Genomic DNA, 18,424 nt, shown 5'->3' with positions numbered 1-18,424 from the left:
GTTTTTAATCTACATTATCATGTAAAAATGAATTATCCGATTTAATAATGGCATTTTTCTTCCCGTCTTCCGACAAAGTATATCGCGAAACCTGAGACTCTGAAGAATAATTGGGCTCTGAAAGCTGCACATTCCGGCGTTTGTAAGCCGGGATCTTTTCCTGCTCAGCTACCGGTGTACTTTTCAGCATGCTCAACTGGGCCAATTTTCTTTTTCTTTCTTCCGAAGCTTTCCGTACCCGCTCATCCAGTTCATTTTCTTTCTCCTGCGTTTTTCCGGAAGGAGAACCGGCCGGTTTATCAAATGTTGACGGCTCTTTTTTTATCAGTTTATGCACCACTGTCGGCTCATGTTGCTCCTGAGAAGAATGTTCCGACGCAGGATGAGAAGCGGATGTAAAAGTATCCTTTTTCTCTTCTTCGTTGTTTTCATCCAGCGTATGCACTATCTTTTTTGCCGGGCGAACCGGTTCGGAAATGCTTGTCACATCCGGCTTTGGAGCTTCCTGCTTTTCTTCTTTCTCAACAGGTTCAACGGAAGCAGTTTGCTCATCCGAAACTTTTTCAGTTGTTTCTTCCGGGGAGGCAGCTGCTTTCTCCGGAGTAACTTCTTCATCAGATTTTGTCCGGACAGTCAATTCCGGTTCGGGAGTTTCTTTTTCTTTTTTTGAAACAGCAGTAAACGACGGGTTCTTTTTCTCTTTAGAATCAAATCCGGTGGCAATGATCGTCACGCCCAGGCTATCGCCCATGGTATCGTCAAATCCGCGTCCCCAGATCACATCCGTTTCTCCTTCGCCACATTTATCGGCAATATAATCGGTGATCACCGTAATTTCATCCATGGTCACATCAGCATCATGGGCAGTGGAAATATACAACAAAATATTCCGGGCTCCGGTAATGTCGTTGTCGTCCAGCAGCGGCGAATGCATTGCTTCTTCAATGGCTTTGTAAGCACGGTCTTCGCCCGATTTAACAGCCGATCCCATAATGGCTTTACCGCTGTCTTTCATCACGGTTTTCACATCTTCAAAGTCCACATTTACATAACCGTGGACCGTAATCAGCTCCGCAATTCCCCTGGCGGCAGAGGTCAGCACGTCGTCAGCGTGGGCAAAAGCATTTTTCAATCCCAGATCGCCATACTGTTCACGTAATTTATCGTTGCTAATCACGAGCAGGGTATCCACATATTTGCGCAACTCGGCAATTCCCTGTTCAGCTTTCAACATTTTACGGCGGCCTTCAAAACGAAACGGAAGGGTAACAATCCCAACAGAAAGCAATCCCAGTTCGCGAGCATATTTGGCGATGACCGGTGCTGCACCGGTTCCGGTACCACCGCCCATTCCGGCAGTAATAAAAACCATTTGTGTTTCGCTGTCAAGAACACCTTTCAATTTATCCAACGATTCGTTGGCTGCTTTTTCGGCTACTTCGGGAATAGAGCCTGCTCCGAGTCCCGTACTTCCGAGTTGAATTTTTACCGGCACAGGACTGGCTTCAAGGGCTTGCATATCCGTGTTACACACCACAAAGTCAACCCCTTCGATACCCTGTTGGAACATGTGGTTTACAGCGTTTCCGCCACCGCCGCCCACACCAATCACTTTTATAATTGAGGGTTCGCTTTTGGGAGCAAATGCTATTTTATTCTCCATAACTTTTAACAAATTGGTTTGTTTCTCTTCCCGACTGTTTTCAACCATAATTTACGTATTAAAAATAATTGTTTGTTTTTGCTTTTCCTATTGACCTGAAGATAGTTTTTAACATGAAAAAGTTAATTTAATTGGTATCTTCAAACCACTTTTTTAAGATTTCCATATACCGTTTGGTTCCTTTGGAAGTCTTTGTTTTTTTCTCTTCTTTTCGCGGAACAACCGGTTTCTCCCAAGCTTTTTCCAAATCGCCTTTGGATGTTTTGATATCACTCTCCAGCCGTTTGATTCCTTCGATGACCAATCCGATACCGGTGGCATACATCGGGCTGGCCATTTCTTCAGGAACTTCCTGCGCCAGATGCTCATTGGGATAACCGATGCGGGTTTCAATACCGGTTTTAAACTCCATCAGCTGATTGATATGTTTCAACTGGGCTCCTCCTCCTGTCAGTACAATGCCGGCAATTAATTTCTTTTCAAATCCGGAGGTTTTTATTTCATAATGAACATGTTCGATAATCTCTTCCATGCGTGCCTGAATAATGGAAGCCAGGTTTTTCAAGGTAATTTCTTTGGGAGGACGGCCCCTTAATCCGGGAATAGCCACCACTTCATTTTCAGAATTTTCATCGGCAAGAGCCGAACCAAATTTTACTTTCAGCTCCTCGGCATGCCGGCGAATAATGGAACAACCTTCTTTTACATCTTCGGTGACAATATCTCCACCAAACGGAATCACCGCCGTATGCCGGATGATGCTGTCCTGGAAAATGGCGATGTCAGTGGTTCCGCCACCAATGTCCACCAACGCCACTCCGGCTTCTTTTTCTTCATCGCTGAGTACCGATTGTGCCGAGGCCATAGGCTCAAGAATCAGATCGGCCATTTCAAGCCCTGCCTTCACAATACATTTATAAATGTTCTTGGCCGCGGCAATCTGGCCGATAATAATGTGGAAATTGGCTTCCAGCTTATTTCCCAGCATTCCCACGGGATGGCGAATTCCGTCTTCATCATCGATAATGAAATCCTGGGGGATTACCTCGATAATTTCCTCACCGGGAGACATGTTCAGTTTATACATGTCGCTGATGAGTTTTTCGACCTCTTCGTTGGTAATTTCCTGGTCGGCATCCTGCCGGATCATGGATCCACGGTGTTGAATGCTCTTGATATGCTGACCGGCAATACCCACATTAACATATTTTATATCAACCCCCGATTTTTCTTCGGCTTGTGCCACCGCTGTTTTAATAGAAGTAACGGTATCTTCAATATTGATAACCACGCCGCGTTTCACGCCAATGGATTCGGTTTTTCCGTAACCCAGTATTTTAATTTTTCCAAATTCGTCTTTTTGTCCGACGATGCAGGCAATTTTTGTAGTTCCGATGTCGAGTCCGACAATGATTTCATTTTCTTCCATAAGCCTATTTTTTTGTACAAACCACCTGGTTGGTAAATTCCAGATTAATACTTCTGTATTTTGACCAGCCTCCATGAGCGAAAACCTGCTTTATGAAGGCTTCTAAATTTTCCAGTTTCACATTCATCCGGGTACTGTCACCAAAATGGATGACATACCTTCCCAGTTCAGGAACCAGGTCAACTTCTCCCCGGCTATTGACAAACAGCTGGCTGATATAAACCCGCAACAAGCGATCCGCTTCAATTTTTTTGGCCAGCAAAAATAAAACAGGTAGCGAAGTATTCCTGAATTTTTTGTCAAAAATATTTTCGCCGTTATGCCACCCGGTTTTAATATATCCGTTGGCAGGCAAAACACGGGGAGCAAATGCATTACTCAACGGGAAAAAAGTGCCGTTATGATCAACATATCCTCTTTGATTTTTCAGGTTAAGAACCTGCAACAAAGGCGTTTTCTCACTGACATTCACCATAAGTCGGCCAGCAATACTCATATAAACATCGGCCTGTTTCACATACGGATTTTTATCAATTTGCTTTTCCAGTTTCGCCGTATTGACCCTTTTTATCGGCTTTCCGATCACTGAATCATTCCGGATGATCAGGGCTTTTATTTCCTTTTTTGAAAGAAATCCCTTTTCCCCTTTGCGGTTGATGTGGATAACGATGTCCTTGACACGTTGATTACGATACTCACGAAAGGCAAATGCCGCCAGCAAAAGCAGCGCTACACCAAACAACGAAACAAACAATATGGACAATGTTTTTTTCATGAGACACGTAATATTTTTTCTATATCAGGAACCAGCAGTCCAATGTCTCCGGCTCCCAGTGTAAGCAACAGTTCCGGTTTTTCCTTTTCTAAAAACGGCAACAATGCTTCCTTGTTCATCAAAATGGTTTCGGTCTGTTTTATTTTATCGGCAATCAATTGCGAAGTGATTCCCGGAATCGGTTTCTCACGGGCAGGATAAATATCCAGCAGTATGATCCGATCCGCTGTTTCGAGAACCCGGGCAAAATCATCAACAAAATCGCGGGTACGGCTGTATAAATGCGGCTGAAAAACCACGGTAAGTTTTTTGTCCGGATAAAGCGTTTTAACGGTTTGCAAAGTTACCCGCAACTCTTCGGGATGATGGGCATAATCATCAATAAAGATCCGTTCCGGTGTTTGAATCCGGATATCAAACCGGCGCTGTACACCGGTAAAGCTTTTTAATGCCTCCCGAATAACCGCAGGAGCTATACCCAATTGCAAAGCCACACCGGTTGCGGCCAGGCTGTTTTCCACATAATGCAAACCGGGAAGACGCAGCGCTGGAGAAAAAAGCAACGTTTTATTTTGCTTTACATCAAAACAATATCTCTCTTTTTCTATCCGGATATTTTCGGCTTTCAGAACCGCTTCTTCAGAAAAACCATACGTTATCACGGAAATATTTTCCGGCTCAGGCAACCGCTCTTTAAGCACCAGCTTGCCGTTTTCAGGAAGCCGCCGGGCAAACTGCATAAAAGTTTTCCGCAAATCATCCATACCGGAATAAATATCCAGATGATCCGCATCCATGGACGTAATGACCGCTACATCGGGATGCAGAAAAAGGTAAGAGCGGTCATATTCATCTGCTTCAGCCACAAGATATTTTGAATCAGGAGAAAAGACAAAGTTCCCCTGAAAATTCTTGGCTATTCCTCCGATAAAAGCAGTGACGGGAAATCCGGCTTCTTTCAATATATGGGCAACCATGGCAGTCACACTGGTTTTCCCATGTGTTCCGGCAATGGCTATGGTAAACAAATCGCGGCTGATATCACCCAGGACAGCTGCCCGTTTTTCCATTTTCACATTCTGCGAAACAAAATAACGAAACAATGGATGATCTTTAGAAATCGCCGGCGTATAGATCACCCGGGTTACCGTTTCCGGAACCCGGGCCACATCTTCGGTATAAAAAACATGCATTCCTTCTTTTTCAAGCTGACGGGTCAACGGTGTACGAAAAGCATCGTACCCGTAAATGGTATAGCCGCCGGCAAGAAACCAACGGGCCAGGGCACTCATCCCGATTCCGCCGATACCCAAAAAGAAGAGTATGTCTTTTTTTGTTTTCACGCCTGCTTTTGTATTAACTGTATGACTTCATGAACAATTTTTTCTGTAGCATCTCCATGCTTAAACAGCATCAGGTTTTTCCGAAAAAGCTGTTGTTTTTCTTCATCCTTCAGTAAACCGAAAACCACATCAAAAAATAACCGGGGAGCTTTTTTTTCTTCGAGCAACAACGCAGCATCTTTTTGTACCAAAGCCCGGGCATTTCGGGTTTGATGATCTTCGGCTGCTGATGGCAACGGAATAAAAACAGCCGGTTTACCGGTTTCCACAATTTCGGCAATGGCAATGGCCCCTGCCCGCGACACCACCACATCAGCTGCGGCATACGCTTTATCCATCTCGTAAATAAAATCTTTTACCACTACCCGGTTTCTAAACTTTGCATTGAGCAATGAACGTTCAGCCATCTCCTGCGAAAATTTTCCGGTTTGCCAGATTACCTGAATTCCGTTTGCCAGCAATTTTTCGATATGCAAAGCCACCGCTTCATTAATCCGCAAAGCGCCCTGACTGCCACCAATAATCAACAAGGTTTTCCGGTTTTCTTCCAGGCCAAAAAACTTCCGGGCTTCACCGGGTGTGTATTTTATCTCCCGGATATTTTTCCGTACCGGGCTACCCGTAACCACAATTTTTTCGGCCGGGAAATATTTTTCCATTCCTTCGTAAGCCGTGCAAATCACATCTACCACCTTTCCGAGCCAACGGTTGGTAATTCCCGGATAAGAATTTTGTTCCAAAATAAGTGTGGGGAATCCTTTTTTTGCAGCCATCTTCAACAGAGGACCACTGGCGTATCCCCCCGTTCCCACCACCACATCGGGTTGAAATTGCTTAACGATCTTTTTAGCTTTCAGCAAACTCACTATCAACTTAAACGGGAACAATAAATTTTTCAGGGTCAACCGCCGTTGAATTCCGCTAATGGGCAGCCCTTCAATGGGAAAACCGGCCTGGGGTACTTTTTCCATTTCCATGCGGCCATTGGCTCCCACAAACAAAATATCCACCGGTTTCAATTTTTCCTTCAATCCATTGGCAATAGCAATTGCCGGAAAGATATGACCTCCGGTGCCTCCACCGCTCAGCAAAATTTTATATGTTTTTTCCTTTTTCATGAAGCCACCGGTTCTGGTTCTGTTTCTGTATTATTTGTTTCTATCTCTTTACTTACACTTAACAAAATGCCTATGGAAAGGCTGGTAAACCAAATGGAAGTTCCTCCCATACTTACCAACGGCAACGGCTGTCCGGTCACCGGTAAAAGATGCACGGCTACCCCCATATTGATCATCGCCTGAAAAACCAGGCTAAAACTTAGTCCCATAGCAAGATAAGCCCCAAAATTATTGGGGACTTTGGTTACAATGCGTACCGCCCGGTACAACAGGATCAAGTAAAGTAAAACAACCACTGTTCCCCCCAAAAGGCCATACTCTTCCACAATAATGGCATAAATAAAATCGGAATACGGATGAGGCAAAAAGTTACGTTGGGTGCTTTTCCCGGGCATTTTTCCAAAAATACCACCGGAAGCAATAGCAATCTTGGCCTGTTCCACCTGATAATTGTCTTTGGCATCGCCTCCTTTTACGTACTGTTCAATACGGGTTTTCCAGGTTGCCAGCCGGGCCTGTTTTCCGGCCGGCATCATAAACAAAATGCCAATGGCAAAGCCAAGCAGTAAAACCGTTAATCCCAAAATAGCCAGGATATAAGAGAATTTTACTCTTCCGATATAAATCAAAACCAGACTGGAGACAAAGATAAGGGCAGCAGTAGAAAAGTTAGCCGGAAAAATCAGGCCACAAACAATAACAACAGGCAGCATCAAATACAACAATACTTTCCCGAAATCTTTAATTTCTTCTTCTTTTTTCGTCAGAATCCGGGCAAGGTAAACGGTAAGCGTTAGTTTAGCAAGGTCGGATGTTTCAAAACTCAAATGAAACGGTAAAGGAAGTGCACGGCGGGCTTCGTTCAGGTTCAACCCGAAAAGCAACGTCAACAACAGCAAAGGAACAGCAATATAAAAAGCAATCTGGAAGATACGGGAATAGTATGTATATTTCAGCAAATGAGCAAGATACATCAACAGCAAACCGGTAAGCAAGATAATACCATGTTTCAGCATATAATACGCCGTATTCCCCCCATGGTATTTGTAAGCCAGTGTTCCGGTAGAGCTATACACGGCGAGAAAAGAGAGAATCGTAAGAATAAATACGACCGCCCAGATTACCTGGTCGCCTTTAATATTTATTTTAGAATGGAAAACTGACATTTTAGCTCCCGTTTTTATAATTCGTTTACTGCTGCTTTAAACTGATTTCCACGATCTTCATAATTTTCAAACAAATCGAAGCTGGCACAGGCAGGAGAAAGCAGTACCACATCGCCTTTTTTTGCCAGATAATAGGCTGTGGCCACGGCTTCGCGGGCCGATTCGGTATCGATAATGGTATCCACCAATCCTTCAAAAGCCTGATGTATGCGCCGGTTATCAAGTCCCAGACAAACAATGCCTTTTACTTTTTCGGCCACCAGCGGTTTGAGCAAATCATAGTCATTCCCTTTGTCCACACCGCCGACGATCCAGATCACCGGTTTCTCCATGTATTCCAGTGCATACCATGTTGAATTGACATTGGTAGCTTTTGAATCGTTAATAAAAGTAATACCGTGAACACTGGCCACATATTCCAGCCGGTGAGCAATATTCTGAAAATCAGAAAGGCTCTGTTTAATGGTTTCTTTTCTGATTTCCATCAAATGAGCTGCCACACCTGAGGCCATTGAATTGTAGGTGTTGTGTTTACCTTGTAAAGCTAATTGTTCAAGTGTCATATCGAAACTGTTTTTACCGTTGTTAAACCTTATTTTCTTATTAATTATTCCGGCTCCCGGATTACTTTCGGCACAATGTTCACCAAAAGGTACCCGGACAGCCGTGATTTTTCTTTTTTTTAATTCCTTTTTGATCACCGGATCATCATCCCAGTAAATGAAATAATCATCCGCTGTTTGATTTTGAAGTATCCGGAACTTACTGTCCACATATTGCTGAAAATCGTTATTGTACCGGTCAAGATGGTCGGGTGTAATGTTCAGCAAAATGGCGATATCGGCCTTAAACCGGACCATTCCATCCAGCTGAAAACTACTGATCTCCAACACATACCAGTCGAAATCATGAAAAGCCACCTGCCAGGCAAAACTTTTCCCCACATTGCCGGCCAGTCCCACGTTCATGCCTGCTTTTTTCAAAATGTGGTAAGTCAGCAAGGTGGTGGTGGTTTTTCCGTTGCTTCCTGTAATGGCTATCTTTTTAGCCCGGGTATAAGCTGCCGCAAATTCAATTTCCGAGATTACCGGTATTCCCTTTTCGTGCAACTGCTGAATAAAGGGAACCGTATCAGGAATTCCCGGACTTTTCACCACCTTTTGGGCAGAGAAAATGCGCGGAAACGTATGCCCGTTTTCTTCAAAATCAATATCAAACTGTGTAAGAACGCGACGATATTTTTCGTTTATTTTTCCTTTATCCGAGACAAAAACCTTTAGTCCCTTTTTTTTCGCCAACACAGCAGCGCCGGTACCGCTTTCTCCGGCTCCCAAAACCACTATGTCGTCTGTTGTTTTCATTATCTTTCATTTAGCGCACTTTTAATGTTAAAATGGTGGCTACGGCAAGTGCAATTCCCACAATAAAAAAGCGCAACACAATTTTGGGCTCCGGAAAACCCAGCTTTTGATAGTGATGATGCAAAGGCGCCATTTTGAAAATGCGTTTTCCTTCTCCGTATTTTTTCCGGGTATATTTGAAATAGCTGACCTGCAGAATCACCGAGATACTCTCCGCGAGAAAAATGCCGCCGAAAATGGGAATCAGCAATTCTTTACGAATAATAATGGCAAATACGGCAATGATTCCGCCGATAGCCAAACTACCGGTATCGCCCATAAACACCTGCGCCGGATAAGTATTGTACCATAAAAAGCCCACCGTGGCTCCCACAAAAGCACTGATATAAACCGCCAGCTCACCCACATTAGGCAAGTACATGATATTCAGATAATCAGCGAAGATGATATTACCGGAAACCCAGGCCAAGATTCCCAATGTAGCGCCCATAATGGCGGATGTTCCCGCCGCCAGTCCGTCCATCCCATCGGTCAGGTTAGCCCCGTTGGAAACCCCGGTAATAATCAGAATGACCACCGGGATAAAAACCAAAAACGCCCATTTTTCATAACCGGGCCCCAGCCATTTTAACAATACCGCATAATCGAATTCATTGTTTTTCAAAAAAGGAATCGTAGTTTTGGTAGAATGTTTATCAGTAATGGAAAAGCGGGCTGACGGACCGGATTTATCCATCAAAGAATAAACCTGTGTTACCTGATGAACCTGTTTTTCGCGGGTCACCACATTTTTATTAAAATACATCACCAAACCGACAACCAGTCCCAGAATTACCTGTCCGATAATCTTATATCTGCCGGGTAAACCTTCTTTATTTTTCTTAAAGACTTTGATATAATCATCCAGAAAACCCAAAGCGCCCAGCCAAACGGTAGTAAAAAGCATGAGCAGGATATACACATTATCGAGCCGGGCAAAAAGCAAAGCCGGTATAATGATCGAGGCAAGAATAATCAGTCCGCCCATGGTAGGCGTTCCCTGTTTTTCAAGCTGTCCTTCCAGACCCAGGTCACGAACCGTTTCGCCCACCTGTTTTTTATTTAAATATCGAATCCAGTGTTCACCAAAAACCAAGCTGATAAGAAGCGAAGTAATGATGGCCATAGCCGCCCTGAATGAGAGATACTGAAACACTCCCGCTCCCGGAAAAGAATAGGCATCATGCAGATATTTAAATAGATAGTACAGCATATTTATCGTGTTTCAAAAATTTCCAACAAAACCTGTTTATCGTCAAAAGGATAGCGTACTCCTTTTATTTCCTGGTATTTCTCATGTCCTTTTCCCGCAATCAAAATAATATCTCCCGGAGCAGCCAAAGCATACGCTGTTTTTATGGCTTCTTTCCGGTCAGAAATAACCAGTGTATTTTTCTTATGCACCGGATCGATACCCGCTTTCATGTCCTGCAAAATGATTTCCGGATCTTCGTTGCGCGGATTGTCTGAAGTCAAAATCACCCGGTTGCTCAACGAAGCAGCAATAGCAGCCATCTCAGGTCTTTTGGTCTTGTCGCGGTTTCCTCCGGCTCCTACCACGGTAATCAGCTGCTCATTACCGGAACGAATATCCTGAATGGTTGTCAAGACATTTTTCAGGGCATCCGGTGTATGCGCATAATCCACAATACAGATTACCTGATCAGGAGAAGTCAAAACTTCAAAGCGGCCTTCGGCTCCTTTCAAACTACTGAGTACCTGCAAAACTTCGTCACGATCCTGCTCAAGCAAAACAGCTACCGCATACACCGCCAATAAATTGGAAGCATTAAAGATTCCTGTCAGCAGCGAGAAAAAGGGTTTTTCGTTAATGATCATTTCCAGTCCCGAAAAACGGTTCTCCAGCACCCGGGCATGAAAATCTGCCATTGAGCGAATACCATAAGTGTACTTCCGGGCTTTTGTATTTTGTATCATCACCTTAGCATGGCGGTCATCAGCATTCACCAAGGCGAAAGCCTTTTCGGGCAAAAGATCAAAAAATCGTTTTTTGGCAAAAATGTACTCTTTGAATGTTTTATGATAATCCAGATGATCATGAGTGATGTTGGTAAAAACGCCACCGGCAAACTGCAAACCGGCAATACGCTCTTGCACAATGGCATGCGAACTCACTTCCATAAAAACATAATCACATCCGGCTTTCACCATATCATTCAGCATCTGCTGAATGTGAACCGCATCCGGTGTAGTGTGTGTACTTTTAATTTCCCGATGGTTTATTTTATTGACAATGGTAGAAAGCATACCGGCTTTGTACCCCAGTTTCAGGAATAATTGATGCAGCAAAGTGACGATGGTGGTTTTGCCGTTGGTACCGGTTACCCCTACCACTTTCAGCTTTTCCGATGGATGATCAAAATAAGCCGAAGCCATTTTTCCGAGAGCCCGGGCGGCATGCGGCACTTTAACATAAGTTACTCCTGATTTTAAATGCTCCGGGAGATGTTCGCACACAATGGCCGCCGCTCCTTTTTCAATGGCTTTATCAATATAATGATGGCCATCAACCTGGGTACCGGGAACAGCAACAAAGAGATCCTGTTGAGAAACATCACGGGAATCAAACCGGATATGCTTCACAGGCACATTGATTTCTCCGATTGTTTTTTCAACGGAAACTCCAGATAATATGTCTTGTAATGTTTTCAACATGAATGTCTTTTGTTATAAATTCGTCAACCGGATAATGATTTTTTTCCCTTTTACCACAGGACTACCCGGTTTCACCGACTGATCATACACGACTCCTCTGCCATGGACCATTACTTTCATTCCTTTGTTTTCCAACAAAAACACAGCATCTTCAGCAGTCATTCCCTTTACATTGGGAACAAGATTTGCCGAAAACATCTTAGGATGAAATACTACTTTTCCTTTCTTTTCGCTGGTGACAGTCCAACCATCAGCATAAGAATAGCGGAATGTGGAAATACCGAGTTGATGATAAATTTCTTTCAGATCAGGATACCAGGCCGCATTGACAGCCACCGGAATGGTGGTTTTCAGCGAATCTTTTTTTGCCGGTTTTTGATGCAGCGCCACAGAGGTTGCATACACTTTATCGGCAATTTCCTTAAAAACCGGTGCGGCCACCTGGCTCCCGTAATAGCCGTGTTTCGGCTTGTTGATCACCACGATACAAGAATATTGCGGATCGTTAGCCGGAAAATATCCCACAAAAGATGCATTATAAGCTCCCGGAATATATTTTCCGTTTTCTGATATTTTAGCTGTACCGGTCTTTCCCGCCATTTGAAAATGATCGTTTTTCAGATTTTGTGCGGTTCCGCGCAACACCACTCCTTCCAGTAAGCTTTGCGCTTTCTTTATGGTGGGCAAAGAGGCTATTTTCGGATTTCTGATTTGAACCGGGAACTTTTTGATGATCCTTCCGCCATCAGAAATTGCCGTTACAAACCGGGGTTTTACTTCTACGCCGTTATTGGCTACCGCATTGTAAAAGGTCAACAATTGCAGCGGAGTAATTTCCAAACCATATCCCACTGACATCCAGGGTAATGAAGTAAGATACCAATGTTTTTTATCCGACGGGTTTTTAATGTACGGCTTGGCTTCTCCGGCAATTTTCAAACCGAGCGGTTTGTTTAGATCCATCGCATACAAATGCTGTATAAAACGTGAAGGTTCTTTTTTGTAGGCCCGTTCAATCACTTTGGAGATTCCCACATTCGACGAATGCTCAAAAGCCTGCCGCACGGTAATCAGTCCGTTACCAATGACATGCACATCGCGAAGCCTCCGCCCATAATACATCACATAACCTTTTTTTACAGAAACCGTATCGGTCAGTTTAATTTTGTGATCTTCCAATGCCGAAATCACGGAAGCCAGTTTAAAAGTGGAACCCGGCTCATATTTTTCGCCAATGGCCATATTGTAACTTTCCTGATAAAAACCGGTTTTTTTATCATACATCAAATTGGCAATGGCTTTGATATCACCGGTTTTTACCTGCATCAGGATGGCACATCCCATTACCGCATCATGCTTGATCATCTGTTTCAGCAAAGCATTTTCGGCGACATCCTGCAAATTCATATCGAGGGTAGTGATGATATCTTTTCCGTTTTGGGGAAGGATTTCATTTTCATCATGCACAGGAAGCCAGGCCCCTCCGTTGATTCGCCGGCGGATTTGCTTTCCATCCACTCCGGTGAGCACATCAGACCAGGCTCCTTCCAGTCCTACATACAAATGTTCTTTTTTGTTTTCGTAACCAATGGTGCGGGCAGCCAGCTGTCCAAAGGGCAATTCGCGCCGGGTTTTTTGAATGGCGATGAGTCCGCCACGATTTCTTCCACGACGCAGAATGGGAAAAGTACGTAACTGTTTCAGTTGCGAATAACTCACATGACGATGCAATAACAAATAACGGTTTCCTTTGGCCCGGGCACGTTTCAAGATCCGGATGTAATAACCGGTTGAACGGTCTTTAAAAAGACGGGAAAGACACAAAGCCAGCGAATCGACTTTTTCGCGAAACAATGCATTGGAAATATATCCGTTAGCCACATCCATGCGTATTTCAAAAACGGGGACGGAGGTAGCCAGCAGATTATCTTTTGCCGACAAAATATTTCCACGGTCTGCTTTCAGGTTAAAAACCCGGATCTCTTGTTTTTTGGCTTTTGCCAGCAGCTGAGGACCTTCCTTGTACTGAATTTCGATTATTTTTCCGATAATCAATACACCAAAAATCAACGTCCCGAAATAGACGAGATACACACGGGGCAATATGACTTTTTTGTTTCCTGACAAAGCTATTTTGCGTTTTTAGAATAAATGACAATGGTTTTTACCGGTTCTTTGTTTTCTTTTATCCCCATCTTTTCCAGCCTTTTTTCCAGCTGCGACTGCTTGCTCAACGTCATCAAATCCGATTTCACCGAGATGTATTCATACCGCAGTTCTCTGATCTGCCGTTCCATACGGGTAATTTTCCGTACTTTATTTTCCAACAAATAATCGTTGGTGATATAAACGAATGCCAACAGTGCCAAAAAAAGCAAAAACGGGAATACCCGTTTTGCTTTTTTATTTTCCAGAATTCCTCCTCCCAACACATCCTGCGTAGCACGAACAAAGGTTCCCGCTCCTTCGGCATGCCCTCCTTCTTTTTCCTGCTTTTCTTTTTTAAACTGATTTCCTTTCATGATTCTGGTAATTTTTCTGCCACACGCATTCGGGCCGAACGGGCCCGGCTGTTCCGCATAATTTCTTCCTCGTCGGGAACAATTACTTTATTCACCACCGGCTTCATCTCTACTAAATCATTCCCGAAAAAATCCTTTTGTACTTTTCCTTCAAAATTTCCGGTTTTTATGAAGTTTTTCACCAACCGGTCTTCCAGCGAATGATAGGCAATCACCACCAACCGGCCTCCCGGCTTTAACACATCCACGGTTTGCTCCAAAAAAGCTTTAAGCGCCTCCAGCTCCTGGTTGACTTCGATACGAAGCGCCTGAAACAACATGGCGAGCATTTTATTTCGCCGCGTAGGCGGAATACACTTCTCTACCGCTTCTATCAATTCAAAAGTGGTTTCAAAAGGTTTTTGTTTTCTCCGGCTCACAATCTGCTCAGCCATACAACGGCTATTTTTTATTTCGCCATAAAGCCGGATAATCTGTTGGATTTCTTCCTGCGAATATTCATTAAGCACATCCGCCGCCGTTATCTCCTGATGCTTTCCCATTCGCATATCCAACGGTCCGTCAAACCGAATGGAAAACCCGCGTGCGCCCTCATCAAACTGATGGGAACTCACCCCGAGATCAGCCAGAATACCATCCACCGGCACTTTATCATACAAACGGAGAAAATTTTTCAGGTAACGGAAATTTTGATTCACAAAAATCAACCGCTCGTCGTCCGGCTTATTGGCTTCGGCTTCCGGATCCTGGTCAAAAGCCACCAACGTTCCATCAGGCCCCAGTTTTTCCAGAATAGCGCGGGCATGTCCCCCTCCGCCAAAAGTAGCATCTACGTATATCCCGCCGGGATGAATACGAAGACCATCAATGCTTTTATGTAATAAAACCGGATTGTGATACATTTTATTCAGTTTCGAGCTCACCCATCACTTCTTCAGCCAATTCGGCAAAATCGTCCGGGTTATAATCCACCGCCTTTTCATAGGCCTCTTTATCCCAGATTTCAATTCGGTTTACGACTGATGTGAGCACGATATGCTTAGTAATTCCGCCATATTGCAGCAGATCCTTCGGGAGAAGCAACCGCCCGGTACCATCCAGCTCGACCGGCTTAACACCAGCCATAAACTTGGTAACAAACTCTGCGTTCTTTTTCTTGAACATATTCAGCTTGGCCACCATGGCCGATTCAATTTTCCACTGCTCTGCCGGGAAAAGCTCAAGACATTTTTTGAAAATGCTCCGTTTCACCACAAAGCCCTTCCGGATCTCATCCCCCATTTGGGTTTTGTAAGCCACTGGAAACATGAATCTTCCTTTGGCATCAATTCTGGCTTCGTATGTTCCTATCACATTGAGCATTAAACGCAGTTTTATGGCGTAAATATACTACTTATTTACCACTTTTTTACATTATTTACCACTTTTTACCACGTTGTTAAAAAAATGTTACAAAAAAGGGGGCTTTTCTTTTTCATTAAAAAGACAACACGCTGATTATCAGCAATAAGGACTTTCAAGAGAATCAGGCAAAAACTTATTAACAATACACCGAAGGGGCCGTTTGTTAATAACTCCATCGTAAAAACCGGGGTTATTCTTTCTTCATCCTTAAAACTGGCAACAAAAAAACATTAGAAATTATTCTGATTTTGGTTTCTGTTTTCATGATACAAAAGCCGCTCATTTGGTTTTCCCATATTTTTCAACCGACGCTATAAATACTTAGTAACTCAGAACCTATTGAATACAACTACACCAAAATTAAACACCCTTTATTTAAACTTTCTTTAATAAAAAAAGTGTATATTTGATGATGGACTAATAAGTTAGCCATCACTATAAAAAAATTGTATGAAAAATTTCGGAAAAAAAATAACATTATTTTTAATCGATGGTATTCCAAATGGACGAATTACATGTGAATTATCAAACTGGACAGGAAAAGCTTATTAAAAGATAATGGCAGCTTAATTTTTGTGGAAGATTATGAATTCTCAAGCCCTTCAACTGCCGCGGCAATTGTCATGGGGAGAAATGCAAATGGGTTAACAGAATGGAAATTAAAAGACGGAACGACATTAAAAGATTATGAATCAAAAAACAAGTAAAATAATTGTTCTGCCATGCACTCAAAAACTTAAACTATTTTGCTGACTTAAGAACCTGAACAACATATTACATCAACAAATAATCACACAAAAATTACACTCATGAAAACAAACAAATTCATTTTTTTCTTTCTTTTTATTTCTGCTTCTTTAAGTGCCTATTCGCAAAATAATGAGAAAAAAATTGTAACGAAAGTAAACTTTACCGTTTCCGCAACCGGAGAAAAAACTTTTAATATTCTTATACCGCAAGGGACAAAAACTGTTGAAGCCAAAATAATAAACCAAACCCAAATGTTAAAAGTTGAACTGATAGGACCTACTAACACTGTTTTATGTAGAAATTCAACCTGGTCTAATTTATCCAATTGGCAAAAGCCTTTAAAATGCTCAGCGTCTATTGCCAACAACAAGAGACAAAAATCCGGAAACTGGAAAGTTAAAATTATTGGTGCAGTACAAAAAAGTAAAGTTGATCAAATCAAATCAGTTTCAGGCACTTTAATTGTTTATATCAACGGTCATTTTATTGAAAACCACCCATTAGTTTCTGAAAAAAAATCAGACACAAAAGAATTTTCCTTTCATATTGCTCCAAAAGGAGAAGTCGTTTTTACAATAAACGTACCCAAGACTGCAAAACGAATAAAGGTTGAAATTGATAAGCAAACACAAATGTTAAAGGTTGAATTAGCAGGACCAACCCAAGTTGTACTATGCAAGAATTCAACCTGGTCTAATTTACCCAATTGGCAAAAACCCTTAAAATGCTCGGCATCTGTTGTTAACAACAGCAGACAAAAACCAGGAAACTGGAAAGTTAAAATTATTGGTGCCGTACAAAAAAGTAAAATTGATCAAGTCAAATCCATTTCTGGAAAATTAAAAGTTACAATAAGTTTTTAACCCTTTTTCCGGCTACAAAATATCAATTCATATAGAAAGAATTATAATGAATCGAGAATCGGGCGGTAATGACGAACGATCGAGTCGAAAGCCTGGCGGTATTGCGGTGCTACCGGTTTAGCCGGCGGCGATTTCACCGTAAGCGGATTAACCGGCTTCCCATATTTATAAAACCGGAAATCGAGATGCGGACCGGTAGCCAGACCGGTATGCCCCACATAACCAATCAACTGCCCCTGCCGGACATGAACACCCACACGAATTCCGCGTGCAAAAGCCCTTAAATGCGCATATTGTGTTGTATAAACACTGTTGTGTCTGATTTTTAAATAATTCCCCGCTCCATTACGCTGATATCCCTTTTTAATGACCACGCCGTCGCCCAGTGCATGCACCGGCGTTCCTTCGGCAGCAGCATAATCTACCCCATGATGCGGGCGGTATATTTTCAAAATCGGATGCCAGCGGTGATTGGAAAAACGAGAACTGATATAACGGTATTTTAACGGCGCTTTCAAAAAAGTGCGCTCCAGGCTCTTTCCGTTTTCATCAAAGTAATCCCCTTTTCCATTCTGTTCAAAGTAAAAAGCGTAATGATGTCCATCTTTCCGGATAAAATCGGCTGCTTCTACTTTTCCCAGTCCCACATAGTTACTGTCCACATAAACCTTCTGGTATATTGCTTTATAGCGATCTCCTTTTCGCAACTCAAAAAAGTCAATGGTCCAGGCATAAATTTCAGAGAGTTTCACTGCCAGATTAGGATCATCATGGCTTTTCATCATGGCATTCCACAAGGAAGAAGTAATCACGCCCTCGGTAGCAACCTGTTTTTTGATTATCGGTTTTTCTCCTCTCACCGCATAAAGCGAATCAAAAAGATGATATAAAACATACCGTGACGGAGATATTTCATAAGCAAACCACTCCGGCGTCTGGAGGGAGTCATTCCGGGCAATGAGAACATACCAGTGTCCCCGTCTGATTTGCCGGACATCAAATACTTTTTTGGTATGACGGGCCAGATAATCAATAGTAGCGTAACTTACGCCATAATGCAACAAGATATCAGACAAGTGCTGATTTCGTTTTACTTTCCCCTTCTTCACCAACAAGCTATCCACATTAATGCCATAAATCACCCGTGCAACGGTTTTAGGCTGAACAGCAGAAACCGGCGATGTTGATGCCGGCGCCTTTTCCGTACGATGACAAGAGGCAACAAAAAGAGATAAAATAAATATATAGAAAAAGAAATATTTTGATTTGGCTTGAGTCATATCCGTATTATTAACTTGGAAGGTGCAAAAGTAGA

At 42.8% G+C, this 18,424-nt stretch carries 16 protein-coding genes; 2 read left to right on the top strand and 14 right to left on the bottom strand.

What is annotated here, in order from left to right; translation table 11 throughout:
- Positions 1–4: 4 nt before the first annotated feature.
- From ftsZ to LA303_RS03540, 13 genes are all read right to left on the bottom strand, one after another.
- Positions 5–1,711 (bottom strand): cell division protein FtsZ, encoded by a 1,707-nt coding sequence (gene ftsZ, locus LA303_RS03600; protein ID WP_240526567.1) that lies wholly within the window; start codon positions 1,709–1,711, stop codon positions 5–7.
- Between the two features lie 79 nt (positions 1,712–1,790).
- Positions 1,791–3,092, bottom strand: coding sequence for a cell division protein FtsA (gene ftsA / locus LA303_RS03595; RefSeq protein ID WP_240526566.1), 1,302 nt, complete (start codon positions 3,090–3,092; stop codon positions 1,791–1,793).
- A gap of 4 nt (positions 3,093–3,096) precedes the next feature.
- Positions 3,097–3,867, bottom strand: a complete 771-nt coding sequence (locus LA303_RS03590) for a cell division protein FtsQ/DivIB (protein ID WP_240526565.1) — start codon at positions 3,865–3,867, stop codon at positions 3,097–3,099.
- The gene (murC, locus tag LA303_RS03585; protein WP_240526564.1) at positions 3,864–5,210 is read right to left on the bottom strand and encodes a UDP-N-acetylmuramate--L-alanine ligase; all 1,347 of its coding nucleotides are present in this window, start codon (positions 5,208–5,210) and stop codon (positions 3,864–3,866) included. Before murC ends, LA303_RS03590 begins: the two co-directional genes overlap by 4 nt.
- A complete protein-coding gene (gene murG / locus LA303_RS03580) occupies positions 5,207–6,328 on the bottom strand; it encodes an undecaprenyldiphospho-muramoylpentapeptide beta-N-acetylglucosaminyltransferase (RefSeq protein WP_240526563.1) in 1,122 nt (373 codons plus the stop codon). Before murG ends, murC begins: the two co-directional genes overlap by 4 nt.
- Entirely contained in the window at positions 6,325–7,494 is a 1,170-nt protein-coding gene (locus tag LA303_RS03575) for an FtsW/RodA/SpoVE family cell cycle protein (protein WP_240526562.1), read from the bottom strand. The genes murG and LA303_RS03575 overlap by 4 nt, the downstream gene beginning before the upstream one ends.
- A 14-nt stretch (positions 7,495–7,508) precedes the next feature.
- On the bottom strand, positions 7,509–8,855 hold the full coding sequence (murD, locus tag LA303_RS03570; RefSeq protein WP_240526561.1) for a UDP-N-acetylmuramoyl-L-alanine--D-glutamate ligase: 1,347 nt from the start codon (positions 8,853–8,855) through the stop codon (positions 7,509–7,511).
- A 10-nt stretch (positions 8,856–8,865) separates the two neighbouring features.
- Positions 8,866–10,107, bottom strand: a complete 1,242-nt coding sequence (gene mraY, locus LA303_RS03565; RefSeq protein WP_240526560.1) for a phospho-N-acetylmuramoyl-pentapeptide-transferase — start codon at positions 10,105–10,107, stop codon at positions 8,866–8,868.
- A 2-nt stretch (positions 10,108–10,109) separates the two neighbouring features.
- Positions 10,110–11,567 carry a UDP-N-acetylmuramoyl-L-alanyl-D-glutamate--2,6-diaminopimelate ligase gene (locus LA303_RS03560; protein ID WP_240527104.1) on the bottom strand — a complete coding sequence of 486 codons (1,458 nt, stop codon included), beginning with the start codon at positions 11,565–11,567 and terminating at the stop codon, positions 10,110–10,112.
- Positions 11,568–11,582: 15 nt separating this feature from the next.
- The gene (locus tag LA303_RS03555; protein WP_240526559.1) at positions 11,583–13,697 is read right to left on the bottom strand and encodes a penicillin-binding protein; all 2,115 of its coding nucleotides are present in this window, start codon (positions 13,695–13,697) and stop codon (positions 11,583–11,585) included.
- 2 nt (positions 13,698–13,699) lie between these two features.
- On the bottom strand, positions 13,700–14,092 hold the full coding sequence (locus LA303_RS03550) for an FtsL-like putative cell division protein (protein ID WP_240526558.1): 393 nt from the start codon (positions 14,090–14,092) through the stop codon (positions 13,700–13,702).
- Complete coding sequence (gene rsmH / locus LA303_RS03545) at positions 14,089–14,994, bottom strand: 16S rRNA (cytosine(1402)-N(4))-methyltransferase RsmH (RefSeq protein WP_240526557.1); 906 nt, start codon at positions 14,992–14,994, stop codon at positions 14,089–14,091. The genes LA303_RS03550 and rsmH overlap by 4 nt, the downstream gene beginning before the upstream one ends.
- 1 nt (position 14,995) lies before the next feature.
- Positions 14,996–15,454, bottom strand: a complete 459-nt coding sequence (locus LA303_RS03540) for a division/cell wall cluster transcriptional repressor MraZ (protein WP_240526556.1) — start codon at positions 15,452–15,454, stop codon at positions 14,996–14,998.
- A gap of 617 nt (positions 15,455–16,071) precedes the next feature.
- Here LA303_RS03540 and LA303_RS13580 point away from each other — a divergent pair.
- Both LA303_RS13580 and LA303_RS03530 read left to right on the top strand, forming a co-directional pair.
- Entirely contained in the window at positions 16,072–16,203 is a 132-nt protein-coding gene (locus tag LA303_RS13580) for a DUF4357 domain-containing protein (RefSeq protein ID WP_394371575.1), read from the top strand.
- 102 nt (positions 16,204–16,305) lie between these two features.
- On the top strand, positions 16,306–17,109 hold the full coding sequence (locus tag LA303_RS03530; RefSeq protein WP_240526555.1) for a hypothetical protein: 804 nt from the start codon (positions 16,306–16,308) through the stop codon (positions 17,107–17,109).
- Between the two features lie 41 nt (positions 17,110–17,150).
- Here LA303_RS03530 and LA303_RS03525 read toward each other — a convergent pair whose 3' ends face one another.
- The gene (locus LA303_RS03525) at positions 17,151–18,389 is read right to left on the bottom strand and encodes a M23 family metallopeptidase (protein WP_240526554.1); all 1,239 of its coding nucleotides are present in this window, start codon (positions 18,387–18,389) and stop codon (positions 17,151–17,153) included.
- Positions 18,390–18,424 lie beyond the last annotated feature (35 nt).

The sequence above is a fragment of the Candidatus Sulfidibacterium hydrothermale genome, from assembly GCF_020149915.1.
GTDB classification, from domain to species: domain Bacteria; phylum Bacteroidota; class Bacteroidia; order Bacteroidales; family F082; genus Sulfidibacterium; species Sulfidibacterium hydrothermale.
Note: the sequence above shows the minus strand (reverse complement) of the source record. Positions and strands in the feature narration are given on the sequence as shown.

Coding starts and splice junctions, on each gene's coding strand:
- ftsZ (WP_240526567.1), bottom strand. CDS start 1,711: ATGGTTGAAAACAGTCGGGAAGAGAAACAAACCAATTTGTTAAAAGTT.
- LA303_RS03590 (WP_240526565.1), bottom strand. CDS start 3,867: ATGAAAAAAACATTGTCCATATTGTTTGTTTCGTTGTTTGGTGTAGCG.
- LA303_RS03575 (WP_240526562.1), bottom strand. CDS start 7,494: ATGTCAGTTTTCCATTCTAAAATAAATATTAAAGGCGACCAGGTAATC.
- murG (WP_240526563.1), bottom strand. CDS start 6,328: ATGAAAAAGGAAAAAACATATAAAATTTTGCTGAGCGGTGGAGGCACC.
- LA303_RS03530 (WP_240526555.1), top strand. CDS start 16,306: ATGAAAACAAACAAATTCATTTTTTTCTTTCTTTTTATTTCTGCTTCT.
- LA303_RS03550 (WP_240526558.1), bottom strand. CDS start 14,092: ATGAAAGGAAATCAGTTTAAAAAAGAAAAGCAGGAAAAAGAAGGAGGG.
- ftsA (WP_240526566.1), bottom strand. CDS start 3,092: ATGGAAGAAAATGAAATCATTGTCGGACTCGACATCGGAACTACAAAA.
- LA303_RS03540 (WP_240526556.1), bottom strand. CDS start 15,454: ATGCTCAATGTGATAGGAACATACGAAGCCAGAATTGATGCCAAAGGA.
- mraY (WP_240526560.1), bottom strand. CDS start 10,107: ATGCTGTACTATCTATTTAAATATCTGCATGATGCCTATTCTTTTCCG.
- rsmH (WP_240526557.1), bottom strand. CDS start 14,994: ATGTATCACAATCCGGTTTTATTACATAAAAGCATTGATGGTCTTCGT.
- LA303_RS03525 (WP_240526554.1), bottom strand. CDS start 18,389: ATGACTCAAGCCAAATCAAAATATTTCTTTTTCTATATATTTATTTTA.
- murD (WP_240526561.1), bottom strand. CDS start 8,855: ATGAAAACAACAGACGACATAGTGGTTTTGGGAGCCGGAGAAAGCGGT.